The 25,763-nt window shown below is 66.6% G+C and carries 24 protein-coding genes and 1 tRNA gene; 11 read left to right on the top strand and 14 right to left on the bottom strand.

Features of this window, described 5'->3' with window-relative positions; genetic code table 11:
- Nucleotides 1-8: 8 nt before the first annotated feature.
- A complete protein-coding gene (locus tag FHY06_RS00740) occupies nucleotides 9-809 on the top strand; it encodes an alpha/beta fold hydrolase (protein ID WP_184602845.1) in 801 nt (266 codons plus the stop codon).
- Nucleotides 810-832: 23 nt separating this feature from the next.
- Here FHY06_RS00740 and FHY06_RS00735 read toward each other — a convergent pair whose 3' ends face one another.
- Entirely contained in the window at nucleotides 833-1,963 is a 1,131-nt protein-coding gene (locus tag FHY06_RS00735; RefSeq protein ID WP_184602843.1) for a PQQ-dependent sugar dehydrogenase, read from the bottom strand.
- A gap of 241 nt (nucleotides 1,964-2,204) precedes the next feature.
- Between FHY06_RS00735 and FHY06_RS00730 the strand changes: the two genes are divergently transcribed.
- Complete coding sequence (locus FHY06_RS00730) at nucleotides 2,205-2,780, top strand: C40 family peptidase (RefSeq protein WP_019653141.1); 576 nt, start codon at nucleotides 2,205-2,207, stop codon at nucleotides 2,778-2,780.
- Nucleotides 2,781-2,890: 110 nt separating this feature from the next.
- On the opposite strand, the gene lpdA is transcribed toward FHY06_RS00730, so the two are convergent.
- Genes lpdA through aceE form a run of 4 tightly spaced genes read right to left on the bottom strand, consistent with a single transcriptional unit; the run spans nucleotide 2,891 to nucleotide 9,773 of the window.
- On the bottom strand, nucleotides 2,891-4,720 hold the full coding sequence (lpdA, locus tag FHY06_RS00725; protein ID WP_184602841.1) for a dihydrolipoyl dehydrogenase: 1,830 nt from the start codon (nucleotides 4,718-4,720) through the stop codon (nucleotides 2,891-2,893).
- The gene (locus FHY06_RS00720; protein WP_019653143.1) at nucleotides 4,717-5,310 is read right to left on the bottom strand and encodes an Ntn hydrolase family protein; all 594 of its coding nucleotides are present in this window, start codon (nucleotides 5,308-5,310) and stop codon (nucleotides 4,717-4,719) included. Before FHY06_RS00720 ends, lpdA begins: the two co-directional genes overlap by 4 nt.
- Nucleotides 5,307-6,989, bottom strand: coding sequence for a dihydrolipoyllysine-residue acetyltransferase (gene aceF / locus FHY06_RS00715; protein ID WP_184602839.1), 1,683 nt, complete (start codon nucleotides 6,987-6,989; stop codon nucleotides 5,307-5,309). Before aceF ends, FHY06_RS00720 begins: the two co-directional genes overlap by 4 nt.
- 57 nt (nucleotides 6,990-7,046) lie before the next feature.
- Nucleotides 7,047-9,773 carry a pyruvate dehydrogenase (acetyl-transferring), homodimeric type gene (aceE, locus tag FHY06_RS00710; protein WP_126184348.1) on the bottom strand — a complete coding sequence of 909 codons (2,727 nt, stop codon included), beginning with the start codon at nucleotides 9,771-9,773 and terminating at the stop codon, nucleotides 7,047-7,049.
- A gap of 195 nt (nucleotides 9,774-9,968) precedes the next feature.
- On the opposite strand from aceE, the gene FHY06_RS00705 reads away from it, so the two are divergent.
- The 5 genes from FHY06_RS00705 (at nucleotide 9,969) to FHY06_RS00685 (ending at nucleotide 16,936) form a co-directional block, all read left to right on the top strand.
- A complete protein-coding gene (locus FHY06_RS00705) occupies nucleotides 9,969-12,509 on the top strand; it encodes a PAS domain-containing sensor histidine kinase (protein WP_019653146.1) in 2,541 nt (846 codons plus the stop codon).
- Nucleotides 12,506-13,138 (top strand): response regulator transcription factor, encoded by a 633-nt coding sequence (locus FHY06_RS00700; RefSeq protein ID WP_012747279.1) that lies wholly within the window; start codon nucleotides 12,506-12,508, stop codon nucleotides 13,136-13,138. The genes FHY06_RS00705 and FHY06_RS00700 overlap by 4 nt, the downstream gene beginning before the upstream one ends.
- A 79-nt stretch (nucleotides 13,139-13,217) precedes the next feature.
- Nucleotides 13,218-14,069 (top strand): bifunctional methylenetetrahydrofolate dehydrogenase/methenyltetrahydrofolate cyclohydrolase FolD, encoded by an 852-nt coding sequence (gene folD / locus FHY06_RS00695; RefSeq protein ID WP_093201637.1) that lies wholly within the window; start codon nucleotides 13,218-13,220, stop codon nucleotides 14,067-14,069.
- A 128-nt stretch (nucleotides 14,070-14,197) separates the two neighbouring features.
- On the top strand, nucleotides 14,198-16,246 hold the full coding sequence (locus tag FHY06_RS00690) for a M3 family metallopeptidase (RefSeq protein WP_132750762.1): 2,049 nt from the start codon (nucleotides 14,198-14,200) through the stop codon (nucleotides 16,244-16,246).
- 30 nt (nucleotides 16,247-16,276) lie between these two features.
- Nucleotides 16,277-16,936, top strand: a complete 660-nt coding sequence (locus FHY06_RS00685) for a glutaredoxin family protein (RefSeq protein ID WP_184602837.1) — start codon at nucleotides 16,277-16,279, stop codon at nucleotides 16,934-16,936.
- Nucleotides 16,937-16,961: 25 nt separating this feature from the next.
- Here the strand turns inward: FHY06_RS00685 and rpiA are convergent, their stop codons facing one another.
- Nucleotides 16,962-17,675: a ribose-5-phosphate isomerase RpiA gene (gene rpiA / locus FHY06_RS00680; protein ID WP_145759120.1), complete on the bottom strand. Its 714-nt coding sequence runs from the start codon at nucleotides 17,673-17,675 to the stop codon at nucleotides 16,962-16,964.
- A 40-nt stretch (nucleotides 17,676-17,715) separates the two neighbouring features.
- Here rpiA and FHY06_RS00675 point away from each other — a divergent pair, with 40 nt between their 5' ends.
- Nucleotides 17,716-18,801: a quinone-dependent dihydroorotate dehydrogenase gene (locus tag FHY06_RS00675; RefSeq protein ID WP_184602835.1), complete on the top strand. Its 1,086-nt coding sequence runs from the start codon at nucleotides 17,716-17,718 to the stop codon at nucleotides 18,799-18,801.
- Nucleotides 18,802-18,822: 21 nt separating this feature from the next.
- On the opposite strand, the gene FHY06_RS00670 is transcribed toward FHY06_RS00675, so the two are convergent.
- From FHY06_RS00670 to FHY06_RS00655, 4 genes are all read right to left on the bottom strand, one after another.
- A complete protein-coding gene (locus FHY06_RS00670; RefSeq protein ID WP_132799667.1) occupies nucleotides 18,823-19,536 on the bottom strand; it encodes a phage holin family protein in 714 nt (237 codons plus the stop codon).
- Nucleotides 19,537-19,596: 60 nt separating this feature from the next.
- Nucleotides 19,597-19,893, bottom strand: coding sequence for a glycine zipper domain-containing protein (locus FHY06_RS00665; RefSeq protein WP_019653153.1), 297 nt, complete (start codon nucleotides 19,891-19,893; stop codon nucleotides 19,597-19,599).
- A gap of 158 nt (nucleotides 19,894-20,051) precedes the next feature.
- Entirely contained in the window at nucleotides 20,052-21,155 is a 1,104-nt protein-coding gene (locus FHY06_RS00660) for an NAD(P)/FAD-dependent oxidoreductase (protein ID WP_126184352.1), read from the bottom strand.
- Nucleotides 21,156-21,200: 45 nt separating this feature from the next.
- On the bottom strand, nucleotides 21,201-21,323 hold the full coding sequence (locus FHY06_RS00655; protein ID WP_184602833.1) for a stereocilin: 123 nt from the start codon (nucleotides 21,321-21,323) through the stop codon (nucleotides 21,201-21,203).
- Between the two features lie 186 nt (nucleotides 21,324-21,509).
- On the opposite strand from FHY06_RS00655, the gene FHY06_RS34790 reads away from it, so the two are divergent.
- Genes FHY06_RS34790 through FHY06_RS00645 form a run of 3 tightly spaced genes read left to right on the top strand, consistent with a single transcriptional unit; the run spans nucleotide 21,510 to nucleotide 22,572 of the window.
- A complete protein-coding gene (locus FHY06_RS34790; protein ID WP_311733660.1) occupies nucleotides 21,510-21,992 on the top strand; it encodes an N-acetylmuramoyl-L-alanine amidase in 483 nt (160 codons plus the stop codon).
- The gene (locus FHY06_RS34785; protein ID WP_260309376.1) at nucleotides 21,917-22,198 is read left to right on the top strand and encodes a peptidoglycan recognition protein family protein; all 282 of its coding nucleotides are present in this window, start codon (nucleotides 21,917-21,919) and stop codon (nucleotides 22,196-22,198) included. The genes FHY06_RS34790 and FHY06_RS34785 overlap by 76 nt, the downstream gene beginning before the upstream one ends.
- Nucleotides 22,189-22,572: a hypothetical protein gene (locus FHY06_RS00645; protein WP_184602830.1), complete on the top strand. Its 384-nt coding sequence runs from the start codon at nucleotides 22,189-22,191 to the stop codon at nucleotides 22,570-22,572. Before FHY06_RS34785 ends, FHY06_RS00645 begins: the two co-directional genes overlap by 10 nt.
- Nucleotides 22,573-22,657: 85 nt before the next feature.
- Here the strand turns inward: FHY06_RS00645 and FHY06_RS00640 are convergent.
- The 4 genes from FHY06_RS00640 to hscA all read right to left on the bottom strand — a co-directional run bounded on the left by FHY06_RS00640 (nucleotide 22,658) and on the right by hscA (nucleotide 25,763).
- Nucleotides 22,658-22,732, bottom strand: a tRNA-Val gene (locus tag FHY06_RS00640).
- A gap of 87 nt (nucleotides 22,733-22,819) precedes the next feature.
- On the bottom strand, nucleotides 22,820-23,536 hold the full coding sequence (dnaQ, locus tag FHY06_RS00635) for a DNA polymerase III subunit epsilon (RefSeq protein WP_019653158.1): 717 nt from the start codon (nucleotides 23,534-23,536) through the stop codon (nucleotides 22,820-22,822).
- A gap of 16 nt (nucleotides 23,537-23,552) precedes the next feature.
- A complete protein-coding gene (gene fdx, locus FHY06_RS00630; protein WP_019653159.1) occupies nucleotides 23,553-23,891 on the bottom strand; it encodes an ISC system 2Fe-2S type ferredoxin in 339 nt (112 codons plus the stop codon).
- A gap of 9 nt (nucleotides 23,892-23,900) precedes the next feature.
- Nucleotides 23,901-25,763, bottom strand: coding sequence for a Fe-S protein assembly chaperone HscA (gene hscA, locus FHY06_RS00625; RefSeq protein WP_184602828.1), 1,863 nt, complete (start codon nucleotides 25,761-25,763; stop codon nucleotides 23,901-23,903).

Genomic DNA, 25,763 nt, shown 5'->3' with positions numbered 1-25,763 from the left:
TCCGGCGGATGAAGCTCTCATCGAAAAGGCTCTGCCTCGCGGCACTGGGGTTGGGTGCCGCGCTCCTCCTCGTCACCGCCTGCGGCGGCGTGCGCAAGACCACGGTGCCGATGACGACCTCGCTCGAAAAGAGCAGTTGCGCGCGCGGCAACGTCGACACGCTGCTGGTGATGCTCCCCGGCGCCTACTCGACGATCGACGAATTCGAGCGCGAGGGCTTCGTGCGCGCGGTCGGCGAGAACCGCATCGCGGCGGACGTGATGCTGGTGGACTCCCATCTCGGCTACTTCAACGACAAGACCATCCTCGATCGCCTCGGCGCGGACGTGGTGGCACCGGCGCGCAGCCAGGGCTACCGCCACATCTGGTTCGTCGGCATTTCCCTGGGCGGCTTCGGCAGCATGCTCTACGCGCAGACGCATCCCGGCGACCTCGCAGGCCTGGTGGCGCTCGCCCCGTACCTCGGCGAACGCACGCTCGCCACGGACATCGCCAATGCCGGCGGCCTCGCCAGATGGAAGGGGCCGCTGGTCGATCCGGCCGCGGCAAATCCGCGAACACCCGACGAGACGCAGCTGTGGCAATGGCTGCGCGGCTACGAGGGCTTCACGAACACAGCGGGCGCCCGGCCCCCGCTCTACCTGGGCTACGGCCTCGACGACCGCTTCGCCTTCAGCCACCGTCTGCTGGCCGGCGTGCTGCCGCCCGAGCGTGTCTTCACGACCGAGGGCGGCCACGACTGGCCCGAGTGGAACCGGCTCTGGCGCCGGATGCTTCCGACATTGCCGCTGCCGGGCTGCCCCGGCTGAACGTCGATCGCGCTGAATTCGGCTCAGTTCGGCCGCAGGCGCAGCAGCTTGCCATCGGCCTCGTCGGTCAGCACGTAGAGCAATCCGTCCGGGCCCTGCTTCACGTCGCGGATTCGAGCCCGGCCTTCTGCCAGCAGCTTGTGCTCGGCCGCCACCTTGCCGCCCTTGATTTCGATGCGGTCCAGGTAGCCGAACTTGAGCGAGCCCACGAATAGGTTGCCCTTCCAGGCGGCGCCGTAGCGGTCGCTAGTCAGGAAGGCCATGCCCGATGGCGCGATCGACGGCACCCAGTAGTGCAGTGGCTGCTCCATGCCCTCCTTGGCCGTGATGCCGTCGCCGATCTTTCCGCCACCGTAGTTCTCGCCGTAGGTGATCACGGGCCAGCCATAGTTGCGGCCGGCCTGGGGGATGTTTATCTCGTCGCCGCCCTGCGGGCCGTGCTCCGTCATCCAGAGGCGGCCGTCGGGCGCGAGCGTGGCGCCCTGTCCGTTGCGGTGGCCATAGCTCCAGATCTCGGGCAGCGCACCCGCCTTCCCGACGAAGGGGTTGTCCTTGGGCACCGAGCCGTCCTTGCCGATGCGCACGATCTTGCCCAGGTGGTTGTCGAGCTTCTGGGCGTCTTCCTTGCGGCTGAAACGGTCGCCGAGCGTGAGGAATAGCGTGCCGTCGCGCGCCTCGACGATGCGGCAGCCGAAGTGGGCGCGGCTGGCCACCTTGGGCTGCTGGCTGAAGATGATCTTCAGCTCCTCGAGCTTCGTGCCGTCGGCCGACAGGTTGGCGCGCGCCAGCGCGGTGCTGTTGGCCGAGCCGCCCGCATCGGGTTCGGAGAAGCAGAAATACAGCGTGCGGTTCTTTTCGAAGCCGGAGTCGGCCAGCACGTCGAGCAGGCCGCCCTGCCCGCCCGCCGCGATGGAAGGCAGGCCGGCGATGGGTGCGCCGATCCTGCCGTCGGCACCGACCAGCCGCATGCGGCCGGGCCGCTCGGTCACCACGAAACGGCCGCCTGGAAGGAAGGCGACGCCCCACGGGTTTTCGAGCCCGGTCGCCACGGTTTCGGGCCGGGTCTGCGCGGCAGCGAGACCGCAGAACCCGATTACCGTGACAAATGCCCAGCGGCAAAGGGATGTCGAAAGAGGAAGGCGCGGCAAGTTCATGGCTTTTCCGTGAAGTTGAAGCGATCTTGACGAGAAATAGCGACCGAATCCAGCACGAGCGTCGATCCACCCGAGGTCCGAAGGCCTTTCGGCCGTCAACCATTTATGGACCATAAACGTTCGCCGTTACATTTTTTCTTTGACCGGATCGAAATTTTTCATGTAAATCAATGACTTACAGAGGGATCCGCTAATTCTGTTTAAATTGACATAACCGCGCGTCATCAATATCCTACGCGCCATGCGTTTTTTCGTCCTACCCGCATCCCTCCTCTTTGCCGTTGCAGTCCATGCAGCCCCCCAACAGGAAAAAACCGATGACGAGCTGGCACGAATGCTTGCCGACAAAGGCCTGATCGGACAGCTCAAGCAGGTTCGCCAAACCGTCACCGAACGCACTTCCGACCTGGTCGTCACCGCCATCGGATTCCTGGGCGTCCCCTATCGCCGTGGCGGCAACACCGCCGAATCCGGCTTCGACTGCAGCGGCTTCGTCCGCGCCATGTACAACGAGACGGTCGGCCACATGCTCCCCCGCCGCGCCGAAGAGCAGGCCGCAGCCACCGAGAAGATCGACCGCAGCCAGCTCAAGCCCGGCGACCTCGTTTTCTTCAACACCATGCGCCGCGCCTTCAGCCATGTCGGCATCTACGTCGGCGAAGGCAAGTTCATCCACTCCCCCCGCTCCGGCGCCCAGGTTCGCGTCGAGGACATGAACGGCAGCTACTGGCAGCGCCGCTTCGACGGTGCCCGCCGCGTGCTCGGCGGCTCGGCGGAAGAAGTGAAGGCAGCTGCAGTCGCCAACACCGGCAACTGAGCCCGCTCAAAATCCAACCACCTAGTCTTCAGGACGAAAAAAATCCCGCCTCGGCGGGATTTTTCATGGGCGCCTGAAAAACGGCGCCCTCGGATCGCTCGGCTTCTTCCTCAGCCCTTCTTCTGCGGCGGCAGGTCCGTGCAGGTGCCGTGCGCCACTTCCGCCGCCATGCCGATGCTTTCGCCCAGCGTCGGGTGCGGGTGGATGGTCTTGCCGATGTCGATCTCGTCGGCGCCCATCTCGATGGCCAGCGCGATCTCTCCCAGCATGTCGCCGGCATGCGTGCCGACGATGCCGCCGCCCAGGATGCGATGCGTCTCTGCGTCGAACAGCAGCTTGGTGAAGCCCTCGTCGCGGCCGTTGGCGATGGCGCGGCCCGAGGCGGTCCACGGGAAATGGCCCTTCTTGACCTTGATGCCTTCGGCCTTCGCCTGGTCTTCGGTCAGGCCGACCCACGCCACTTCGGGGTCGGTGTAGGCCACGCTCGGGATCACCCGGGCGTTGAAGGCCGCGCTCGACAGTTCCTTGTCACCCTTGAGCTCGCCGGCAATGACTTCGGCCGCCACGTGCGCCTCGTGCACCGCCTTGTGCGCCAGCATGGGCTGACCCACGATGTCGCCGATGGCGAAGATGTGCGGCACGTTGGTGCGCATCTGGATGTCGACCGAAATGAAGCCGCGGTCGCTCACCGTGACGCCGGCCTTCTCGGCACCGATCTTCTTGCCGTTGGGACTGCGGCCCACGGCCTGCAGCACCAGGTCGTACACCTGCGGCTCCTTCGGCGCGTTCTCGCCCTCGAAGGTGACCTTGATGCCTTCCTTCGTGGCCTCGGCGCCGACCGTCTTGGTCTTGAGCATGATGTTGTCGAAGCGCGGCGCGTTCATCTTCTGCCAGACCTTCACCAGGTCGCGGTCCGCGCCCTGCATCAGGCCATCGAGCATCTCGACCACGTCCAGGCGCGCGCCCAGCGTGGAATACACCGTGCCCATCTCCAGGCCGATGATGCCGCCGCCGAGGATCAGCATGCGCTTGGGATCCACGCCCATTTCCAGCGCGCCGGTCGAGTCGACGATGCGCGGGTCCTTCGGCATGAAGGGCAGGCTCACCGACTGCGAACCCGCCGCGATGATCGCGCTGCGGAACTTCACGGTCTGCTTGCTGCCGGTGGTGTCCCAGCTGGTGCCGGAGGTTTCCTCGACCTCGATGTGGTGCGGGTCGATGAAGTTGCCGACGCCGCGCAGCACCGTCACCTTGCGCATCTTGGCCATGGCGGTGAGGCCGCTGGTGAGCTTGCCCACCACCTTGTTCTTGTGGCCGAGCAGCTTGGCGCGGTCGACCGTGGGCACCCCGAAGCTCACGCCGAGGTCGGCGAAGTGCTTGACCTCGTCCATGACCGAAGCCACGTGCAGCAGCGCCTTCGACGGGATGCAGCCGACGTTCAGGCACACGCCGCCGAGGGTGGCGTAGCGCTCGATCAGCACGACCTTCAGGCCGAGGTCGGCGGCGCGGAAGGCGGCCGAGTAGCCGCCGGGGCCTGCGCCGAGCACGATCACGTCGCACTCGACATCGACCTTGCCGCCGTAGCTGGACATGGCGACCGCCGGCGCAGCGGGGGCCGCAGCCGGGGCAGCCGCCTTCGGCGCAGGAGCTGCCGCCGCCGGGGCGGGCGCCGCCGCAGCGGGCGCGGGAGCCGCTGCAGCACCATCGACCTCCAGCGTCAGCACCACCGAGCCTTCGCTGACCTTGTCGCCCACCTTCACCGCGAGCGACTTCACCACGCCGGCGGCGGACGAAGGGATCTCCATCGAGGCCTTGTCCGATTCGACCGTGATCAGCGACTGCTCGGCCTTGACCGTGTCTCCGACGTTGACCAGCACCTCGATGACCGCGACTTCGTCGAAGTCGCCGATGTCGGGCACCTTGATTTGTTGTTCGCTCATTTGGACACTTTCAGTTTGAGTGTGAGAACGTCGACCGGTGGGGCCGAATTGCGATCGAATTCGCAGGCGGCGGCGATGCCCGCCTCCGCCACGTCGCGCGAAGTGCGCGACTTGATGTCATAGGCCGCGTGCATGGCGCCGAGCGCAAAGCTGCGTCCCGAGCCGATGGCCCAGAACTCCTTGAACTCGAACACCTCGCGGTAGCTGTAGATGCCGTAGATGCCGCTCTGGTTGGCCATCAGCATCGTGAACTGGCTCGACTCGTAGGGCTCGTGCTCGTCTTCCTTGGTCTGCATGAAGAACGAGTCCTTCAGCACCGGATGCAGCATCGTGAAGGTGCGGAAGATCTCGTGCTTGCTGCCGAACAGCAGTTGCTCGCGCGGCTGGGCAGCCAGCGCGTGCTGCAGCACCAGGAAGTGCGCGGCGGCGCCGGCCATGGCGAACAGGCTGGAGCCCGCCGCGTCCTCGACGGTGAAGATCTTCTGGTTCGCCTCGGCACGGTGCGAGAGCCGCGTGTCGCCGAAGGTCACCAGAGAATCCGCTGCCATCGTGACCTGGCCGCCCTTGCGGACGGCCACTACGGTGGTCATAACAGGATTCGACGGTAGTCCGCGAGCACCTGGCCCAGGTAGGCGTTGAAACGCGCAGCCAGGGCGCCGTCGATCACGCGGTGGTCGTACGACAGCGACAGCGGCAGCGTGAGGCGGGGCACGAACTGCTTGCCGTCCCACACCGGCTTCATCGCGCTCTTCGAGAGGCCGAGGATGGCCACCTCGGGCGCGTTGATGATGGGCGTGAAGTGCGTGCCGCCGATGCCGCCGAGCGAGCTGATCGAGAAGCAGCCGCCCTGCATGTCGGCCGAGCCGAGCTTGCCGTCGCGCGCCTTCTTGGCGAGCTCGCCCATCTCGGCGCTGATCTGCAGGATGCCCTTCTTGTCGGCGTCCTTCAGCACGGGCACCACGAGGCCGTTGGGCGTGTCGGCCGCGAAGCCGATGTGGTAGTACTGCTTGTAGACGAGCTGGTCGCCGTCCAGGCTGGTGTTGAACTCGGGGAACTTCTTCAGCGCCGCGACCACCGCCTTGATGACGAAGGCCAGCATCGTCACCTTGACGCCCGACTTCTCGTTCTCCTTGTTGGTGGAGACGCGGAAGGCCTCGAGCTCGGTGATGTCGGCTTCGTCGTTGTTGGTGACGTGCGGGATCATCACCCAGTTGCGGTGCAGGTTCGCGCCGCTGAGCTTCTTGATGCGCGACAACTCCTTGCGCTCGACCGTGCCGAACTTGGTGAAGTCGACCTTCGGCCAGGGAATGAGGCCCAGCGCAGCGCCATCGGCGCCACCGCCGGCCGGCGCCTTGGTCGCGGAGGCCTTGGTGCTGACCTGGCCGCTCATCACCGCTTTGGTGAAGCTTTGGATGTCTTCCTGCGTGATGCGGCCCTTGGGACCGGAGCCCTTGACCTCTTCGAGCGGCACGCCGAGTTCGCGGGCGAACTTGCGCACCGAGGGCGAGGCGTGCGGCAGCTTGCCGGTGGGCGCGACCGTCGGGTTGTGGGCCGGCGCCGCCGCTGCGGGAGCGGCTGCAGGCGCGGGAGCCGATGCCGCCGGAGCGGGAGCGCTGGCCGTGGCGGTCGCCGGAGCGGCGGCGGCTGCAGCCGGCGCGGGTGCCGCTGCAGCGGAGCCTGCCGCGCCTTCGAGCACGGCGATCAGGTCGCCGATGTTGACCGTATCGCCGACCTTGACCTTGAGTTCCTTGAGCACGCCGGCGGCCGACGACGGAATCTCCATCGAGGCCTTGTCCGACTCGACCGTGATCAGCGACTGCTCGGCCTTGATCGTGTCGCCCACCTTCACCAGCACTTCGATGACGGCGACGTCCTTGAAGTCGCCGATGTCGGGCACCTTGACCTCGACCGGGCCCGAAGCTGCCGGCGCAGCGGCAGGAGCAGCCGGCGCGGGCGCTGCCGCGGCCGGCGCAGGCGCGGCGGCAGCCGGTGCCGCGGCAGGCGCCGGAGCCGGAGCAGCCGCACCCGAGCCTTCAGCCTCGAGCACGAGCACCACCGAGCCCTCCTTGACCTTGCCGCCGACCTCGACCTTGAGTTCCTTGACCACACCGGCGGCCGACGACGGGATCTCCATCGAGGCCTTGTCCGATTCGACCGTGATGAGCGACTGTTCGGCCTTCACCGTGTCGCCCACCTTCACGAGCACCTCGATCACCGCGACTTCATCGAAATCGCCGATGTCAGGCACCTTCACTTCCACTGCTGCCATATCGTTGTCTCCCGCCGTCAGGCGCCGTTCGTTCGTTGGTTGGTTGTTGATTGGGGATCAGGCGTAGAGCGGGTTGACCTTGTCGACATTGATGCCGTACTTCTTGATCGCTTCCACCACCTTGGCCACCGGCACGGTGCCGTCTTCGCTCAGCGCCTTGAGCGCCGCCACCACGATGTAGTGGCGGTTGACCTCGAAGTGCTCGCGCAGCTTGCTGCGGAAGTCGCTGCGGCCGAAGCCGTCGGTGCCAAGCACCTTGTAGTTGCGGCCCTTCGGAATGAAGGGGCGGATCTGCTCGGCGTAGGCCTTCATGTAGTCGGTCGATGCGACCACCGGGCCGGTCGTGGCGCCGAGCTGCTCGGCCACGAAGGGCACGCGCGGGGTCTGGTCGGGGTGCAGCAGGTTCCAGCGGTCGGCGTCCTGGCCGTCGCGGGTGAGCTCGTTGAAGCTCGGGCAGCTCCACACCGAAGCAGAAACGCCCCAGTCCTTCTCGAGCAGTTCCTGTGCCGCGAAGCTCTCGCGCAGGATCGTGCCGCTGCCCAGCAGTTGCACGCTCGGCGCATCCTTGCCCTTGCCGGCCTTGATCGCGGGACCCTGCTTCGACAGGTACATGCCCTTGATGATCTGCTCCTCGGTGCCGGGCTGCAGGCCGGGCATCGCGTAGTTCTCGTTGAGCAGCGTCAGGTAGTAGTAGACGTTGTCCTGCTTTTCGACCATGCGCTTCAAGCCATGATGCAGGATCACGCCGACTTCATGCGCGAAGGTCGGGTCGTAGCTCACGCAGTTGGGGATGGTGTTGGCCAGGATGTGGCTGTGGCCGTCCTCATGCTGCAGGCCTTCGCCGTTGAGCGTGGTGCGTCCCGAGGTGCCGCCCAGCAGGAAGCCGCGCGCCTGCATGTCGCCGGCAGCCCATGCCAGGTCGCCGATGCGCTGGAAGCCGAACATCGAGTAGTACACGTAGAACGGCACCATGATGCGGTTGTTGGTGCTGTACGAGGTGGCGGCAGCGATCCAGCTCGACATGCCGCCGGCCTCGTTGATGCCTTCCTGCAGGATCTGGCCGGCCTTGTCTTCCTTGTAGTACATGACCTGGTCCTTGTCGACCGGGGTGTACTGCTGACCGTGCGGGTTGTAGATGCCGACCTGGCGGAACAGGCCTTCCATGCCGAAGGTGCGGGCCTCGTCGACCAGGATGGGGACGACGCGCGGGCCCAGCGCCTTGTCGCGCAGCAGCTGCGTGAGGAAGCGCACGTAGGCCTGGGTGGTCGAGATCTCGCGGCCTTCTGCCGTGGGTTCGAGCACTGCCTTGAAGGTGTCCAGCGCGGGCACGGTGAAGCTCTCGTCGCTCTTCACGCGGCGGTGCGGCAGGTAGCCGCCCAGGGCCTTGCGGCGCTCGTGCAGGTACTTCATTTCCGGCGTGTCGTCGGCCGGCTTGTAGAACGGCAGCTCGGCGATCTGGCTGTCAGGGATCGGGATGTTGAAGCGGTCGCGGAAGGCCTTGATGTCCTCGTCGCCGAGCTTCTTGGTCTGGTGGACCGTGTTCTTGCCTTCACCGATTTTGCCCATGCCGAAGCCCTTGACGGTCTTCACGAGCAGCACGGTGGGCTGGCCCTTGTGGTTCTGGGCAGCGTGGAAGGCGGCGTACACCTTCTGCGAGTCGTGGCCGCCGCGCTGCAGGTTCCAGATCTCGTCGTCGGTCATGTGCTCGACCATCTTCAACGTGCGCGGGTCGCGGCCGAAGAAGTTCTTGCGGACGTAGGCGCCGTCGTTGGCCTTGAACGACTGGTAGTCGCCGTCGTTGCACTCCATCATGATCTTGCGCAGCGCGCCGTCGTGGTCCTTCTCGAGCAGGGCGTCCCAGCCCTTGCCCCAGACCAGCTTGACGACGTTCCAGTTGGCGCCGCGGAACTCGCCTTCGAGCTCCTGGATGATCTTGCCGTTGCCGCGCACCGGGCCGTCCAGGCGCTGCAGGTTGCAGTTGATGACGAAGATCAGGTTGTCGAGGTTCTCGCGCGCTGCCAGGCCGATCGCGCCCAGCGATTCGACCTCGTCCATTTCGCCGTCGCCGCAGAAGACCCAGACCTTGCGGTTCTCGGTGTTGGCGATGCCGCGGGCATGCAGGTACTTGAGGAAGCGCGCCTGGTAGATGGCCATCAGCGGGCCCAGGCCCATCGAGACGGTGGGGAACTGCCAGAACTCCGGCATCAGCTTGGGGTGCGGGTAGCTGGAAAGGCCCTTGCCGTCGACTTCCTGGCGGAAGTTGAGCAGCTGCTCTTCGGAGAGGCGGCCTTCGAGGTAGGCGCGGGCGTAGATGCCGGGAGAGACGTGGCCCTGGATGTAGAGCAGGTCGCCGCCGTGGTTCTCGCTCTCGGCGTGCCAGAAGTGGTTGAAGCCGGCGCCGAACATGCTGGCCAGCGAGGCGAAGGAGCCGATGTGGCCGCCGAGGTCGCCGCCCTCGGCCGGATGATGGCGGTTGGCCTTGACCACCATGGCCATCGCGTTCCAGCGCATGTAGGCGCGCAGGCGCTGTTCGATCTCGAGGTTGCCGGGGCTGCGGGCTTCCTGCGAAGGTTCGATGGTGTTGACGTAGCCGGTGTTGGCCGAGAACGGCATGTCGACCGTGTTCTGGCGGGCATGCTCGAGAAGTTGCTCGAGGAGGAAGTGAGCCCGCTCAGGCCCCTCGCTCTGGATGACGGAAGACAGGGCATCCATCCATTCACGGGTCTCCTGGGCGTCCGCGTCGTTAGCGGCCGAGCCGAACAGGTTCTCGGGGTTTGCCGACATGCTTTGTCTCCTTTAGGGCTGTGGCAGTAATTTAAGTGCGCTCTGCAGCGAACGCGGCGGAGTTTCGCATAGAAACATCGTGATTTCAAATAGTGCTCATTGATTTTTCAATGTGAAATTTGAAGGAAATCGGAGCAGAAGCGGATGTCCCCATGGGGCATGGCAAGCCGAGGGGGCAAGCCTAGAATCCGCCCCATGCCTCTCTCCTCCCCGCTGGCGGTTGCCCGCAGTGCCGTGAACGCCTCGCCGCTGTCCTGGTGGCGCAGGTGGTGGCGACGCCAGACCCCGGTGCTGCAGGACGCGGTCGCCATGCTCGCTCCGATGGCGGCCGTGCTGCTGTTCCTTGCCGCCATCGTTTCCGCCTTCTGGTACCTGCGCACCGAGGAAGTCGAGCGCGAGCAGGAATCGGTGCGCCGCGACGTCGAATACGCGCAGCAGCGCATGCGCCTGCGGCTGCTGGAGCGGCAGGAGCAGCTGATGCGCATCGCGCGCGACGCCTCCAACCGCGAGATCGACCCGATCGAATTCACCAGCCGCGCCGAGTCGCTGGTGAGCCAGTTCCCCGAACTGCAGACCATCACCTGGATCGACGACCGTCGCCGCTTCAAGGCCGGCTATGCGGCGCCCAGCGTCCATCCGGCGCAGCAGCACCTGATCGGCGACGTGCTGCGCCCCGGCGACATCGAGAGCAACTACGCCCTGGCGCGCGAACTGCGCCAGCCGGTCTTCTCGCAGCCCGTGGCAGGCGGCGACCCGCCGGCGATGCTTCAGCTGCACATCCCCCTTTTCGACCAGGGCCTGTTCGCGGGCGTCGTGCTTGGCGAGTTCTCGGTCGACGGGCTGCTGCGCTACGGGATGCCTTCCGAGGTGCAGGCGCGCTATGCGGTGTCGCTGCTCGACGCCAAGGGCCACGTGATCGCCGGCAACACCGCCAACCTGAAGGAAAGCGGCACGCGCCTGCTGCCCTGGTCCGAGCGCACCAACGAATATGAAGTGCCGGTGTCGCCGGTGGGCAATGCGCTGGTGCTGCGGGCACAGGCCTACCGCACCTCGCAGGGCGTGGTCGGCAACGGGCTCTTCTGGCTGGTCTGCGCGCTGAGCGTGCTCACGAGCTGGATGCTGATCGGCACCTGGCGCCACACGCGCCGGCGGCTGCAGGCGCAGCAGCGTCTGGTGGCCGAGACCAACTTCCGCCGGGCGATGGAGAACTCCATGCTCACCGGCATGCGCGTGCTCGACCTGCAGGGCCGCATCACCTACGTCAACGCCGCCTTCTGCGCGATGACCGGCTGGAGCGAGGAAGAACTGGTCGGCCAGTCGCCGCCCTTCCCATACTGGCTCGAATCCGACCGCGAGGTGATGAACGAGAGGCTCGAGGAAGAACTGCACGGCCGCGCGCTGCCCGGCGGCTTCCAGGTGCGGGTGAAGCGCAAGAACGGCAGCGTGTTCAATGCCCGCCTGTACGTCTCTCCGCTGATCGACGCCCGCGGCCACCAGACCGGCTGGATGACGTCGATGACCGACATCACCGAGCCCACGCGCATCCGCGAGCAGCTCTCGGCCTCCTACGAGCGCTTCACCACGGTGCTGGAGGCGCTCGACGCGGCCGTGTCGGTGGCCCCCATCGGCAGCGAGGAGCTGCTGTTCGCCAACAAGCTGTACCGCCTCTGGTTCGGCTCCGACACCGTGGGCCACCTGGGCATGGTGGCGCAGGCGGGTGTGCCTGCGTCGAACGCGCACGACGAGGGCCTGGACGACGTGGACCCCTACGCCGGCCTGCCGATCGACACCCTCACCGCCGCACAGACCGCCAACAACGAGATCTTCGTGCCCCACCTGGGCAAGTGGCTCGAGGTGCGCTCGCGCTACCTGACCTGGGTGGACGGCCGGCTCGCGCAGCTCGTGATCGCCACCGACATCACGCCGCGCCGCGATGCCGAGGAACAGGCCGCCGCGCAGGCCGACAAGGCCCAGGCCGCCAGCCGCCTCATCACCATGGGCGAGATGGCCTCCAGCGTGGCGCACGAGCTCAACCAGCCGCTGACCGCCATCACCAACTACTGCAACGGGATGATGTCGCGCATCAAGGGCCAGTCGATCGACAACGAGGCCCTGCTGGCCGCGCTCGAGAAGACGTCCAAGCAGGCCCAGCGCGCGGGCCAGATCATCCAGCGCATCCGCTCCTTCGTGAAGCGCAGCGAGCCCAACCGCACGCCGGCCGACGTGGCCACCATGGTGAGCGAGGCGGTCGAGCTCGCGGGCATCGAACTGCGCCGGCGCAACGTGCGCCTGAACCACTACGTGGCGGCGCGGCTGCCGGTGGTACGGGTCGACCCGATCCTCATCGAGCAGGTGATGGTCAACCTGCTGAAGAACGCGGCCGAATCCATCGACCTCGCCGACCGGCCGCTGGCGCGCCGCAGCGTGGAGCTGCGCGTGCTGCCCAAGGTGATCGAGGGCCACAACGCGATCGAGTTCTCGGTGCAGGACACCGGCAAGGGCCTGGCGCCCGAGGTGATGGACCGTCTTTACGAGGCCTTCTTCTCCACCAAGCCCGAGGGCATGGGCATCGGCCTGAACCTGTGCCGCACCATCGTCGAGTCGCACCGCGGCCGGATGCAGGCGGAGAACATCTACAATGGCCCGGATGTGATCGGATGCCGTTTTTCCTTCTGGATTCCGGTGTTGGACGCTATCAGTTCCGTAGCTAGCGACGAGGCAAAGGTACCTGCATGAGTTTGATTCCGAAGAAGGGCACGGTCTATGTCGTCGACGACGACGAAGCCGTACGCGATTCGCTGCAATGGCTGCTCGAAGGCAAGGACTACAGAGTCCGCTGCTTCGATTCCGCCGAATCCTTTCTCTCCCGATACGACCCGCGCGAAGTCGCCTGTCTGATCGTCGACATCCGCATGGCCGGCATGACCGGCCTCGAGCTGCAGGACCGGCTGATCGAACGACGCTCCCCGCTGCCCATCGTGGTCATTACCGGCCACGGCGACGTGCCGATGGCCGTCGACAGCATGAAGAAGGGCGCGATGGACTTCATCCAGAAGCCCTTCAACGACGAGGAACTCGTCACGCTGGTCGAGCGCATGCTCGAGCATGCGCGCGGCGCCTTCACGCAGCACCAGCAGTCGGCCAGCCGCGACGCACTCCTGTCCAAGCTCACGGGCCGCGAGGCGCAGGTGCTCGAGCGCATCGTCGCCGGCCGCCTGAACAAGCAGATCGCCGACGACCTTGGCATCAGCATCAAGACGGTCGAGGCGCACCGCGCCAACATCATGGAAAAGCTCAACGCCAACACCGTGGCCGATCTGCTCAAGATCGCGCTGGGTCAGGCGGCGCCAGCAGCCAAGGCCTAGAAGCAGCTATCCGCCCGATAGCGACGAATGACCCCCACGCCTGCGAAAGCGGGCGTTTTTACTTGGAAAATCGAAACCGATGACCGCCCAACTGATCGACGGCAACGCCCTCGCCAAAACCATCCGCGCCGAGGTGTCCGGCCGCACCGCCGCACTCAAGGCCCGTGGCGTGAACCCGGCCCTTTCCATCATCCTCGTGGGCGAAGACCCGGCCAGCCAGGTCTACACCAAGCACAAGGTCAACGACAGCGCGCAGACCGGCCTCGATGCCACGCTCGAGACCTACCCCGCCGACATGAGCGAGGCCGACCTGCTGGCCCGCATCCGTACCCTCAACGACGACCCGAAGGTGCACGGCATCCTGGTGCAGCTGCCGCTGCCCAAGCACATGGACAGCCAGAAGGTCATCGAGACCATCTCGCCGGCCAAGGACGTCGACGGCTTCCACGTCGCCAGCGCGGGCGCGCTCATGACCGGCGCCCCCGGCTTCTGGCCCTGCACGCCGCACGGCTGCATGAAGATGCTCGAATCGATCGGCTACGACCTGCGCGGCAAGCATGCCGTGGTCATCGGCCGCAGCAACATCGTCGGCAAGCCGATGGCCATGATGCTGCTCGCCAAGAGCGCCACCGTGACCATCTGCCACAGCGCCACCAAGGACCTGGGCGCCATCACGCGCCAGGCCGACGTGATCGTCGCGGCCGTGGGCAAGCTCGACCTGCTGACCGCCGACATGGTCAAGCCCGGCGCGGTCGTCATCGACGTGGGCATGAACCGCAAGGCCGACGGCAAGCTCGCCGGCGACGTCGACTTCGATGGCGTCAAGGAAGTGGCCGGCTGGATCACGCCCGTGCCGGGCGGCGTCGGCCCCATGACGCGCGCGATGCTTCTGGTCAACACCCTTGAAGCTGCAGAGCGCGCCGCAAGATAAGAACCACATTGTTGCTTGCTCAATTCGTGTAGCCGCCTCCCCCTCAAGGGGCGCCACCGGCGGCCCGGCGAAGCCGGCTCCGTGGTGGCTCCCGCAATGGTCTCGTCAGCTCGAACAGGATTTTTCCAATGACCAACCCGCTCCTCGATTTCACCGATCTCCCGCTGTTCGACCGAGTCAAGCCCGAGCACGTCGCACCAGCCGTCGACGCCCTGCTGGCCGACGCCGAGGCTGCGCTGCAAACCGTGACGGCACCGGATTTCCCCGCTGACTGGAACGCGATCTCCAAGGTGCTCGACGTGGCATCCGAGCGCTTCAGCCGCGCCTGGGGCGCAGTCGGCCATCTCAACGCCGTGGCCGACACGCCCGAACTGCGCGCCGCCTACAACGAGGCCATGCCGCGCGTCACCGCCTTCTGGACCCGCCTGGGCTCCGACGAGCGCCTGTACGCCAAGTACAAGGCCATCGACGTCACGACGCTCAATGCCGAGCAGCGCCAGGCACACAGCAACGCGGTGCGCAACTTCGTGCTGGGCGGCGCCGAGCTGCAGGGCGAGGCCAAGAAGCGCTTCGCCGACATCCAGGAGCGCCTGGCTGAGCTGAGCCAGAAGTTCAGCGAGAACGCGCTCGATGCCACCGATGCCTTCGCCTACTACGCCACGCTCGGCGAGCTCGAAGGCGTGCCCGAGGACGTGGTGAGCGCCGCGCGCGCGGCCGCCGAGGCCGACGGCAAGGAAGGCTACAAGCTGACGCTGAAGATGCCGTGCTACCTGCCGGTGATGCAGTTCGCAAAGAGCAGCGCGCTGCGCGAGAAGCTCTACCGTGCCTACGTCACGCGCGCCAGTGAGTTCGGCGACGCGGCCTTCGACAACACCGCGCTCATCACCGAGATCCTCGCGCTGCGCGAGGAAGAAGCCAGGCTGCTAGGCTACCGGAACTACGGCGAGCTGTCTGTGGTTCCGAAGATGGCCGAATCGCCCGAGCAGGTCGTGAAGTTCCTGCGCGACCTCGCGGCCAAGGCCAAGCCCTACGGCGAACGCGACCTGGCCGACCTGCGCGTCTTCGCTGCAGAGCAATTGGGCATCACCGACCCGCAACCCTGGGACTGGAGCTACATCGGCGAGAAGCTCAAGGAAGCGCGCTACGCCTTCAGCGAGCAGGAGGTGAAGCAGTACTTTCCGGCACCGAAGGTCATGGCCGGCCTGTTCAAGATCGTCGAGACGCTGTTCGAGGTGTCCATCCGCCGCGATTCGGCGCCCACCTGGCACCCGAGCGTGGAGTTCTATCGCATCGAACGCGCCGGCCAGAAGGTCGGCCAGTTCTATCTCGACCCGTCGGCCCGCGCCGCCAAGCGCGGCGGCGCGTGGATGGACGACGTGCGCGCCCGCTGGCTGCGCCCCGACACCGGCGTTCTGCAGACGCCCGTTGCGCAGCTGGTGTGCAACTTCGCGAGCGGTGTCGACGGCAAGCCGCCGCTGCTCACGCACGACGATGTGACCACCCTCTTCCACGAGTTCGGCCACGGCCTGCACCACATGCTCACGCAGGTGAACGAGCGCGACGTCTCGGGCATCAGCGGCGTCGAGTGGGATGCGGTCGAGCTGCCGAGCCAGTTCATGGAGAACTTCTGCTGGGAGTGGGACGTGCTAAAGCACATGACGGCCCACGTCGACACCGGCGAGCCGCTGCCGCGCGCCCTCTTCGACAAGATGACCGCCGCGAAGAACTTCCAGAGCGGCCTGCAGACGCTGCGCCAGATCGAGTTCTCGCTGTTCGACATGCTGCTGCACACCGAATACCACGCCGCCACCGCCAAGCCAGGCGACGTGATGGCGCTGCTGGGCCGCGTGCGTGCCGAAGTCGCGGTGATGCCCTCGCCGCCTTTCAGCCGCACGCCGAACACGTTCAGCCACATCTTCGCGGGCGGCTATGCGGCCGGCTACTACAGCTACAAGTGGGCCGAGGTGCTCAGCGCCGACGCCTATGCCGCCTTCGAGGAAACCGTGGGTGCCGACGGCGAGCCGAACATCGAGACCGGCCGCAAGTACCGCCAGGCCATCCTCGAGGCCGGCGGCAGCCGCAGCGCCATGGACTCGTTCAAGGCCTTCCGTGGCCGCGAGCCCCAGCTTGATGCGCTGCTGCGACATCAGGGCATGGCCGAGCCCCAGCCGGCTTGATGCATCGCTGAAGCTTGCGATACTCGGGCGATGCATACGATTTACAAAATCTCACCATTGCATCGCCTGACCGGCCTTGCCCTCGTGCTCGTTGCCGCGGGCGCGATGGCGCAACCCATCTACCGCCAGGTGGACAAGAACGGCAAGGTCACTTTCTCCGACCGCGCCCCGAGCGCAAGCACCGAGCCGGCGCCGACCGGCCAGCCGGGCTCCGCCCCGCCCTCCACCGCCAACACCTCGGGCCTGCCGTATGAACTGCGCCTGGTCTCGCAGCGCTATCCCGTCACCCTCTACAGCGGGGACGAATGCGGCCCCTGCGGGGCGGCGCGCACGCTGCTCACGACGCGCGGCGTCCCGTTCGAGGAACGCACCGTCAAGAGCAACGCGGACGTCGAAGCCCTGCAGCGCCTGAGCAACCAGAATGCGTTGCCGCTGCTGACGATCGGCTCGCAGCAGCTCAAGGGCTTCTCGGACGTGGAATGGTCGCAGTACCTCGACGCGGCCGGCTATCCCAAGAGCAACAGCCTGCCCGCGGGCTACCGCAACGGCCCGGTCAGGCCGCTGGTGGCGCAGCAGGCGACGCCGGCGCCTCGCGCAGTCGAAGCGCCCGCACCTGCCGCGCAGCCCGTGGCGCCGCCGCCAGCATCGAGCGAGCCGACGCCGAGCAACCCGGCCGGCATCAAGTTCTAGGCCGCCGATGGGCCTGGGCCGAGCCTCAGGCCCCGAATTCCATCGTCTTCACACCGGCCGCGGTGCCCAGCAGGCACACGTCGGCCTTCTGATGCGCGAAGACGCCGACCGTCACCACGCCCGGCCATTGGCTCACGGTCGATTCGAAGCCCAGCGGATCGGTGATGCGCAGCCCCGTCACGTCGACGATGTGCTGGCCGTTGTCGGTGACCAGCGGCAGACCGTCCTTCTCGCGCACCTGGGCGATGCCGCCCATGGCTGCGAACTGGCGCATCACGCGCTGCGCGGCCATCGGGATCACCTCCACCGGCAGCGGGAACGCGCCCAGCACCTCCACCAGCTTGGACTCGTCGGCGATGCAGACGAACTTGCGCGACTGCGCCGCGACGATCTTCTCGCGCGTGAGCGCGGCGCCGCCGCCCTTGACCATGAAGCCGCGGTGATCGATCTCGTCGGCGCCGTCGATGTAGACCGACAGTTCCTCCACCTCGTTGCTGTCGAACACCGGAATGCCCAGCGCGCGCAGGCGCTCGGTCGAGGCGACGGAGCTGGAGACGGCGCCCTTGATCTCGTCCTTGATGGTGGCCAGCGCATCGATGAACTTGTTCACCGTCGAGCCGGTGCCCACGCCCACGATTTCGCCTTTGGCGACATAGGCCAGCGCGGCACGGCCGACCTGGGCCTTGAGTTCATCCTGGGAAAGCGGTTGGGAGGAGGTTGGGGAGGCGGGTGCGGTCATCACGGACAATCCTTGGCTCATTGAAGCCCTGAATTATCCGATGCCCCTGCTGATGCCCTCCTCGCTCTACGGCCTGGCCCGCCCCTTCCTGTTCGGCTTCGATCCCGAACATGCCCATGAAATCACGCTGGACGGGCTGGCGCGCACCCAGAACACACCTCTGGCCTGCGCCTACTCGGCACCGCGCGTCGACGACCCGGTCCAGGTCGCCGGCCTGACTTTCCCGAACCGCGTGGGCCTGGCGGCCGGCCTGGACAAGAACGCCCGCTGCATCGACGCCTTCTCCGCCATGGGCTTCGGCTTCGTCGAAGTCGGCACGGTGACGCCGAAGGCCCAGCCCGGCAACCCCAAGCCGCGCATGTTCCGCCTGCCGCAGAGCGAGGCGCTGATCAACCGGCTCGGCTTCAACAACGAGGGGCTGGACGCCTTCCTGGCGAATGTGCAGAAGGCGCGTTTCCGCAAGAACGGCAGCGGAACGAAGCCGCCGATGCTGCTGGGCCTGAACATCGGCAAGAACGCCGCCACGCCGATCGAACGAGCGGTCGACGACTACCTGGCCTGCCTCGACGGCGTGTACCCGCACGCCGACTACGTGACGATCAACATCTCCAGCCCCAACACCGCCAACCTGCGCTCGCTGCAGAGCGACGAAGCACTCGATGCCCTGCTAGGCGCGGTGGCCGAGCGGCGCGAAACGCTGGCCACGCGCGATGGCGGCAAGCGCTCGCCGCTCTTCGTGAAGATCGCGCCCGACCTCGACGAAGTGCAGGTCGCGGTGATCGCCGCCACCCTCAAGCGCCATGGCATGGACGGCGTGATCGCCACCAACACCACGCTGGCGCGCGATGCGGTCAAGGGACTGCCCCACGCGGAGGAAGCGGGCGGACTCTCGGGCGCGCCGGTGCGCGAGGCGAGCAACCGCGTGATCGCTCAGCTGCGCGCGGCACTGGGCGCGGGCTTTCCGATCATCGGCGTGGGCGGCATCCTCAGCGGAGCCGACGCCACGGCGAAGATCGCAGCAGGTGCGGACGTGGTGCAGATCTACACCGGCCTGATCTACCGCGGCCCGGCGCTGGTCCGCGAAGCGGCCCAGGCGCTGCTGCGCGATCGTGGCAGCAAGGCCTGAGCGCCTTCTCTTCGCGGTCTCTCAGCGCATGCGCCAGAGCACCGGCGCAATGACCGCGGCCCAACGCAGCAGGCGCCTAGGCCGGATCACCACCACGGCGGCCGCAGCGGCCACGCCCGTGGCCACCGGATGCGCCCGGGCGATGCGCAGTGCGGCGGCAGCAGCCGACTCGTTGGGCGGCGGGGCCTCCGCCTCGTCCGCCGGCTGGGTCTCGCGTCCGCCCTGCATCGTCTGGATGCGCTGGCGCTGGATCTCCATGCGGGCCAGCAGTTCTTCGCGCGTGGCCGGGCGGCGGACGCGGCGCGGTGCCTCCTCGTCCTCCCCCGGATCCTTGCCGAGGCCGAAACGCTCCCGGGCCCAGGCCCAGTCACGCTCGAATTCCTGGCGAGCGGGCACGAAGCTGTTGGACGCGTTGCGCAGCGTCAACAGCAGGCCGACGATGGCGGCGAGCCAGAGCACGATCCACACGCCGGCCACCGACCAGGCGGCGGTGACACGGTGAGGCGTGTCCCAGAAGTTCACCACCACCGCCACGGACAGCAAGGCCACCGTGACAGTGGTCAGCCCCAGCACGGCCAACCCGAGAAGAAGCATCAGCTTGAGCCGCTGCTTCTCGTCCTCCCAGGCCATGCGCAGCAGTTGCACCCGGTCCTCGGCCGCCAGGGCGCCCTCGGCCGCGGCGATGCGCAGCCGGCGGATGCGGCCGTTCAGTCCGAACAGGGAGAGCAGCCTCATCGGCTGGCTCCGGTCATGCCCGGGTGAACGGAAGTACTGCTGCTGCCGTACGCTCCCAGGTCAGCGGCGGCCAAGCAGCAGGCCCACCAGCACGCCGACAGCCAGTGCGGCACCGGCGATCTGCCATGGTTCGTCGTGGGCGTAGGCGTTGGCGGAGCTGGCCGCTTCGCGGGCCTTCTTGGCGGCGAGCTTGCTCTTCTCGGCCGCGAGTTCGCGTGCGATGGCCAGCTTGGTGTCGATGCGCTGGCGCAGCGCCTTGATGTGGGGAACCGAATCCAGCTCCTTGCTTGCCAGCACGCCGCGCACGTCGCTTGCAATGTCCTCGGCAGCTGCTTCAAGATTTTTGGATGCACTCATTGGAAACTTTCCTCCGTGATGACACCGGCACCGCGCCGGCGGCTTCGCGCCAGCAAGTGGCGTGGTGTCATGTTACAGGCTCGAAAGGCCCTCGGGCGCTACAGATGTGCAGACTTTGTCGCACGATGGGTATCGTCTGACATCCGAAGCCTCCTCGATCACGCTCCGGCCAGCATGCTGGCGACGTGTCGCCCGATGGCCAGGCTGCTCGTGAGGCCCGGCGACTCGATGCCAAAGAGGTTCACCAGCCCCTGCACGCCGTGCGACGCAGGCCCGTCGATCATGAAGTCGGCTGCCGGCTCGCCAGGTCCGGAAATCTTGGGACGCATGCCCGCATAGCCCGGTATGAGCGCCCCGTCCGGCAGCGCGGGCCAGTACTTGCGGACCTCGGCATAGAAACCCTCGCCGCGCAAGGGATCCACCACCAGGTCGTCGGGCGAGGCCACCCACTGGACGTCGGGCCCGAACTTGGCCTGCCCACCCAGGTCGATCGTGAGATGAACGCCCAGCCCGCCCGGCTCGGGCACCGGGTAGACGAGGCGGCTGAAAGGCGCACGGCCCGACAGGGTGAAGTAGTTGCCCTTGGCGAAGTACTCCTTCGGTACCGACGATGCCGGCAGGCCCTCGAAGCGCCGCGCCAGTGCAGGAGCGCCCAGTCCCGCCGCATTGACCACACTGCGGCAACGCAGCACGGTGCCGTCTTCCGCCGTCAGCACGATCGCGCCATCGCCGCATTCGGCGCGCGTGATGGGCGACTTCAGCGCCAGCATGCCGCCAGCGTTCTCCAGGTCGCCCAGCAGGCTCAGCATGAGTGCGTGGCTGTCGACGATGCCGGTGCTCGGCGAATGGAGCGCCGCGACGCAATGCAGTTGCGGCTCCATGGCAATGGCCTGCTGCGCCGTGAGCAGGACCAAATCGTCCACGCCGTTGGCAGCCGCCTTCTTCTGGATGGCTTCGAGCTGCGCCGCCTGCTCGGGAGAGGTCGCCACGATCAGCTTGCCGCAGCGCTGGTGCGGCACGCCGCGCTCGGCCGCATAGGCATACAGCATCTGCTTGCCCTCCACGCAGAGTCTCGCCTTGAGCGAACCCTGGGGATAGTAGATGCCGGCATGAATGACCTCGCTGTTGCGCGAACTCGTTCCCGTGCCGATGGCACCTTCGGACTCGAGCACCAGCACCTCCCGGCCCGCGAGAGCCAACGCGCGCGCGACAGCCAGCCCAACCACACCACCGCCGATGACGGCGCAATCTATTTCGTCCATCGCGCGAGCTTAGCGCGGCTCGCACCGGCAGCGGCGCGCCCGGGCTCACAGCACCGAGGGCGGCGGCTCGGGACCGGTCGGCTCGTCGGGCTGCTTCTCTGGCCCTTCGTCGGGCTCTACGGGCAGATCCGGTGCGACAGGCGGCGGAATGTCGGGATGAGTGGCCATGGCAGTGCTCCTTTCACTCAGGTTCTAAGCCTCGCGGGAGAAAAGATCGACAGCACTCGGCTGCACTTGCCGTCGGCGCGTGCCGACAGTGGAGATCGAGGCTTCATGTCATGGTCATGACTGGGCTGCCGCAGCGTCGCTCGAGGGCAGCGTTACTACTTCCTGCGACTTGGGCATCGACTGCGGATGTGTTGTACTGCCTCGCGCTGCTGGCGCCTTCGGCAGACAAGCGTCATCGCACCGGCCATCGCGTCATTTTCTTCAGGGAGAAAAATGTCCACCATCGATGCAAACGGGATGCTGATCGACCCCAAGGTGATCCTCCGAAGATCGCCAGGAATCGAACACGGCACCCTCTCCGGCGTGGCCGCCATCGTGGTCCACCAGACCGATTCGCCCACTGCCGAATCCAGCCTCAACGGCTTCCAGGTGGGCGGCAACGGCGCCCACTTTCTCATCGACAAGAACGGCCAGATCTACCAGACGGCGAGCGTCATCGCGCGCTGCTACCACGTCGGCAAGCTCATCAAGTCGAAGTGCCTGACCATCGACAGGAGCACCTGCGACACGGGGCCATGGCCAGGATGCTGGCGATGTCTTGGGTCAGCCAGATCAACGCGATCGACGCGCACGAGCGCGCGAAGCCCTACCCGGACCGCTATCCGGTGAACGGCGATTCGATCGGCATCGAGCTGGTCGGCATGCACATCGACGACAGAAACTACGAGGCCGTGACCGCGGCGCAGAACACTTCGCTTCAATGGCTCATCGACGTGCTGTACGCGCAGTTCAACCTCAAGCCGGAGGCTGTCTACAGGCACCCGACGGTGTCCTACAAGAACCCTGGCGAAGCGAGCTCGGCGATATGGAAGTGAGACTCCGTGCCCTGGGGCTCGCGGTGGGCACGATGCTCCTCGCATCCTGCGCGACGACGCGCGACCCCGCGTTCAGCAATATCTACGTCGCCGACTTCCACTCGGACTCGCCGGCCACCTGCCGCAGCTCGGACGTGCCGCGCAACCACGGGCAAGCGCGGGAGTTCTTCTCGAAAGCCCGTGAGGTCGACTACAAGACGCTGCATGACAACTACGAACTGGCGCCCTGCTATGCAGAAGGCACGCTGCTGCGCCACGGCAAGTCGTGCGACTGGCAGATCCGAGCGGGCGCGACGGGCTCGGTGCAATGCGGCGAGCAGAAGATGTACTTCGCGTGCGACGACTGCGGCGATCTGCTCGGCGACACGAAGTAGCCAGACGCGGCACGGAGAACAGCTCGCAACGCGCTGGGCGCACAAAACAAAAAAGCGACCTGGAAATCCAGGTCGCTTTTTGATTTGGTGGGCGGTGGAGGCTTCGAACCTCCGACCCCAGCAGTGTGAATGCTGTGCTCTACCCCTGAGCTAACCGCCCTTGGCACCGCTGCTTTTTGCCTCAGTGCCTAGAAAACGTATCGCGTTCTGCGAAGCCTCAGATTATGCCATAGCTTTTCAGCTGCTTTCAAGAAACTGCGATGTTTTCGCGAAACAGCGTTCGGCCACCGCTGGATTTGTCGAGCTGGGCCAGCACGGCCTCGTGCGCGGTCAGCTCGTGCTCGGCCGCCATGATCACCGGCAGTTCGAACTGGCTCAGGTCGACGGCAACGACGGTCGTCCCCTGCACGGGCTCCGCGGCCGCCACGTCGATGAGCAGCGCATCCTGTCCGCGCGTGAGGTTGATGTAGACGTCCGCCAGCAGCTGGGCGTCGAGCTTGGCGCCGTGGAAGGTGCGGTTGGAGCGGTCGACGCCGAAGCGGTCGCACAGCGCGTCGAGCGAATTGCGCTTGCCCGGGTACACCTGCTTGGCCATCGCCAGCGTGTCGGTCACTTCGCTGACGAAGGTGCGCAGCGGCGGCAGGCCCACGCGCTCGAACTCTTTGTTGAGGAAGCCGACGTCGAACGCCGCGTTGTGGATGATGATCTCGGCGTCGCGCAGGTACTCGACGATGTCGTTGGCCAGCGTGCCGAACTTCGGCTTGTCGCGCAGGAAGTCGGTCGTCAGGCCGTGGACCTTGAGCGCGTCCTCGTGGCTCTCGCGCTCCGGGTTGAAATAGATGTGCAGGTCGTTGCCGGTGAGCTTTCGGTTGAACAGCTCCACGCAGCCGAGCTCGATGATGCGATCGCCGTTCTCGGCGGAAAGGCCGGTGGTTTCGGTGTCGAGGACGATCTGGCGACTCATGTGCTCTCCCTGCTCATCAGTGGTTTTCCTTGGCGTGGTTGATCGAGTACTTCGGGATCTCGATCGTCACATTCTCCTGCGCAAGGATCGCCTGGCAACTCAGGCGCGACTGCGGCTCCAGGCCCCAGGCGCGGTCGAGCAGGTCTTCCTCGCCCTCTTCCGCCTCGTTCAGCGAGTTGAAGCCCTCGCGCACGATCACGTGGCAGGTGGTGCAGGCGCAGCTCATCTCGCAGGCGTGCTCGATGTCGATGTGGTTGTCGAGCAGCGCCTCGCAGATCGAGGTGCCGGCGGGCGCGGTGATTTCTGCGCCTTCGGGGCAGTACTCGGGATGCGGGTAGATCTTGATCGTGGGCATGTCGTTGTTCTAGAGAGATTCGACCTTGCGCCCGGCAAGCGCGCGCGCGATGCCCGCGTTCATGCGCTGTGCGGCGAAGGCTTCCGTGTCGTCGGCCAGCTTCTTGGTCGCTGCCTCGATGGCGGCGGCCTCGCTGCCGCCCTTGGCGGCTTCGCGCAACTGGGCCATCGATGCGTCGATGGCCGCGCGCTCCTCGTCGCTCAGCAGGTCGCCATCGGCATCGAGCGCGCTCTGCGTGGCCAGCAGCATGCGATCGGCATCGACGCGCGCCTCGACCAGTGCGCGGGCCTGCATGTCCTGCTGCGCAGTGGAGAAGCTCTCCTGCAGCATGGTCGCGATCTGGTCGTCCGACAGGCCGTACGAGGGCTTGACCGCCACGCTGGCCTCGACGCCGCTGGTCTGCTCCTTCGCGCTCACGCTCAGCAGGCCGTCAGCGTCGACCGTGAAGGTCACGCGGATGCGCGCCGCACCGGCGGCCATCGGCGGAATGCCGCGCAGCGTGAAGCGCGCGAGGCTTCGGCAGTCGGCCACGAGGTCGCGCTCGCCCTGCACCACGTGCAGCGACAGTGCGGTCTGGCCGTCCTGGTAGGTGGTGAAGTCCTGCGCCATCGCGGTCGGGATGGTCTGGTTGCGCGGCACGATGCGCTCGACGAGCCCGCCCATGGTCTCGATGCCGAGCGACAGCGGGATCACGTCGAGCAGCAGCAGTTCGCCCGCACCGTTGTTGCCGGCGAGCTGGTTGGCCTGGATGGCGGCGCCGAGCGCCACGACTTCATCAGGGTTCAGGTTCACCAGCGGCTCGCGGCCGAAGAAATCGGCCACCGCGCGGCGAACCTGCGGCATGCGCGTGGAGCCGCCGACCAGAACGATGCCCTTCAGTTCTTCCGCCTTGAGCTTCGCGTCGCGCAGCGCCTTTCGCACGGCAGCAATGGTGCGATCGGTGAGCGATTGGGTGACCGAGTAGAACTGCTCGCGCGTGACGTCGAGCGAAACCGTCTTGCCTGCGACTTCGGCCTTGAACACGACCGTCTCCGAATCGGTCAGCGCCTCTTTCGCGGCACGGGCGGCCACGAGCAGCGCGGCCTTGTCGGCGTCGCTGGCGGCTTGCACGCCCGTCTGCGCAAGCACGAAATCCGTCAGCGCATGGTCGTAGTCGTCGCCGCCGAGGGCCGAGTCGCCGCCGGTGGCGATCACCTCGAACACGCCCTGCGTGAGACGCAGGATCGAGATGTCGAAGGTGCCGCCGCCCAGATCGTACACCGCGTAGACGCCTTCGCTCGCGTTGTCCAGGCCGTAGGCGATGGCCGCGGCCGTCGGCTCGCTGATCAGGCGCAGCACGTTGAGGCCGGCGAGCTGCGCGGCGTCCTTGGTCGCCTGGCGCTGGCCTTCGTCGAAGTACGCCGGCACGGTGATGACGGCGCCGTAGAGCTCGTCGTCGAAGGTGTCTTCCGCGCGGAAGCGCAGCGTGGCAAGGATCTCGGCACTGATCTCGACCGGCGACTTCTCGCCCGCGAGCGTCTGCACCTTGACCATGCCGCCGTCGCCGCTGCCGATGCGGTACGACATCGACTCACGGTTCGCGATGTCGGCCAGGCCGCGGCCCATCAGGCGCTTCACAGAGGTGATGGTGTTGGCCGGGTCCTGCGCGCGCGCAGCCAGCGCTTCGTACCCGATCTGGCGGCGATCGCCTTCGAGGTAGCGCACCGCCGAAGGCAGCAGCAGGCGTCCCTGGTCGTCGGGCAGGCATTCGGCCACGCCGTTGCGCACCGAGGCGACCAGCGAGTGCGTGGTGCCCAGGTCGATGCCGACCGCGATGCGGCGCTGATGCGGATCGGGCGCCTGGCCGGGTTCTGAAATCTGGAGAAGAGCCAT

Source organism: Variovorax atrisoli, assembly GCF_014195185.1.
Taxonomy (GTDB): domain Bacteria; phylum Pseudomonadota; class Gammaproteobacteria; order Burkholderiales; family Burkholderiaceae_C; genus Variovorax; species Variovorax atrisoli.
The sequence above is the reverse complement of the archived record's forward strand: the minus strand, read 5'-3'. Positions and strand labels throughout refer to the sequence as shown.

Bases quoted from the DNA above. Each gene is read 5' to 3' on its own strand.
- FHY06_RS00740 (WP_184602845.1), top strand. From the start codon at position 9: ATGAAGCTCTCATCGAAAAGGCTCTGCCTCGCGGCACTGGGGTTGGGT.
- FHY06_RS00735 (WP_184602843.1), bottom strand. From the start codon at position 1,963: ATGAACTTGCCGCGCCTTCCTCTTTCGACATCCCTTTGCCGCTGGGCA.
- FHY06_RS00730 (WP_019653141.1), top strand. From the start codon at position 2,205: ATGCGTTTTTTCGTCCTACCCGCATCCCTCCTCTTTGCCGTTGCAGTC.
- lpdA (WP_184602841.1), bottom strand. From the start codon at position 4,720: ATGAGCGAACAACAAATCAAGGTGCCCGACATCGGCGACTTCGACGAA.
- FHY06_RS00720 (WP_019653143.1), bottom strand. From the start codon at position 5,310: ATGACCACCGTAGTGGCCGTCCGCAAGGGCGGCCAGGTCACGATGGCA.
- aceF (WP_184602839.1), bottom strand. From the start codon at position 6,989: ATGGCAGCAGTGGAAGTGAAGGTGCCTGACATCGGCGATTTCGATGAA.
- aceE (WP_126184348.1), bottom strand. From the start codon at position 9,773: ATGTCGGCAAACCCCGAGAACCTGTTCGGCTCGGCCGCTAACGACGCG.
- FHY06_RS00705 (WP_019653146.1), top strand. From the start codon at position 9,969: ATGCCTCTCTCCTCCCCGCTGGCGGTTGCCCGCAGTGCCGTGAACGCC.
- FHY06_RS00700 (WP_012747279.1), top strand. From the start codon at position 12,506: ATGAGTTTGATTCCGAAGAAGGGCACGGTCTATGTCGTCGACGACGAC.
- folD (WP_093201637.1), top strand. From the start codon at position 13,218: ATGACCGCCCAACTGATCGACGGCAACGCCCTCGCCAAAACCATCCGC.
- FHY06_RS00690 (WP_132750762.1), top strand. From the start codon at position 14,198: ATGACCAACCCGCTCCTCGATTTCACCGATCTCCCGCTGTTCGACCGA.
- FHY06_RS00685 (WP_184602837.1), top strand. From the start codon at position 16,277: ATGCATACGATTTACAAAATCTCACCATTGCATCGCCTGACCGGCCTT.
- rpiA (WP_145759120.1), bottom strand. From the start codon at position 17,675: ATGACCGCACCCGCCTCCCCAACCTCCTCCCAACCGCTTTCCCAGGAT.
- FHY06_RS00675 (WP_184602835.1), top strand. From the start codon at position 17,716: ATGCCCCTGCTGATGCCCTCCTCGCTCTACGGCCTGGCCCGCCCCTTC.
- FHY06_RS00670 (WP_132799667.1), bottom strand. From the start codon at position 19,536: ATGAGGCTGCTCTCCCTGTTCGGACTGAACGGCCGCATCCGCCGGCTG.
- FHY06_RS00665 (WP_019653153.1), bottom strand. From the start codon at position 19,893: ATGAGTGCATCCAAAAATCTTGAAGCAGCTGCCGAGGACATTGCAAGC.
- FHY06_RS00660 (WP_126184352.1), bottom strand. From the start codon at position 21,155: ATGGACGAAATAGATTGCGCCGTCATCGGCGGTGGTGTGGTTGGGCTG.
- FHY06_RS00655 (WP_184602833.1), bottom strand. From the start codon at position 21,323: ATGGCCACTCATCCCGACATTCCGCCGCCTGTCGCACCGGATCTGCCC.
- FHY06_RS34790 (WP_311733660.1), top strand. From the start codon at position 21,510: ATGTGTTGTACTGCCTCGCGCTGCTGGCGCCTTCGGCAGACAAGCGTC.
- FHY06_RS34785 (WP_260309376.1), top strand. From the start codon at position 21,917: ATGTCTTGGGTCAGCCAGATCAACGCGATCGACGCGCACGAGCGCGCG.
- FHY06_RS00645 (WP_184602830.1), top strand. From the start codon at position 22,189: ATGGAAGTGAGACTCCGTGCCCTGGGGCTCGCGGTGGGCACGATGCTC.
- dnaQ (WP_019653158.1), bottom strand. From the start codon at position 23,536: ATGAGTCGCCAGATCGTCCTCGACACCGAAACCACCGGCCTTTCCGCC.
- fdx (WP_019653159.1), bottom strand. From the start codon at position 23,891: ATGCCCACGATCAAGATCTACCCGCATCCCGAGTACTGCCCCGAAGGC.
- hscA (WP_184602828.1), bottom strand. From the start codon at position 25,763: ATGGCTCTTCTCCAGATTTCAGAACCCGGCCAGGCGCCCGATCCGCAT.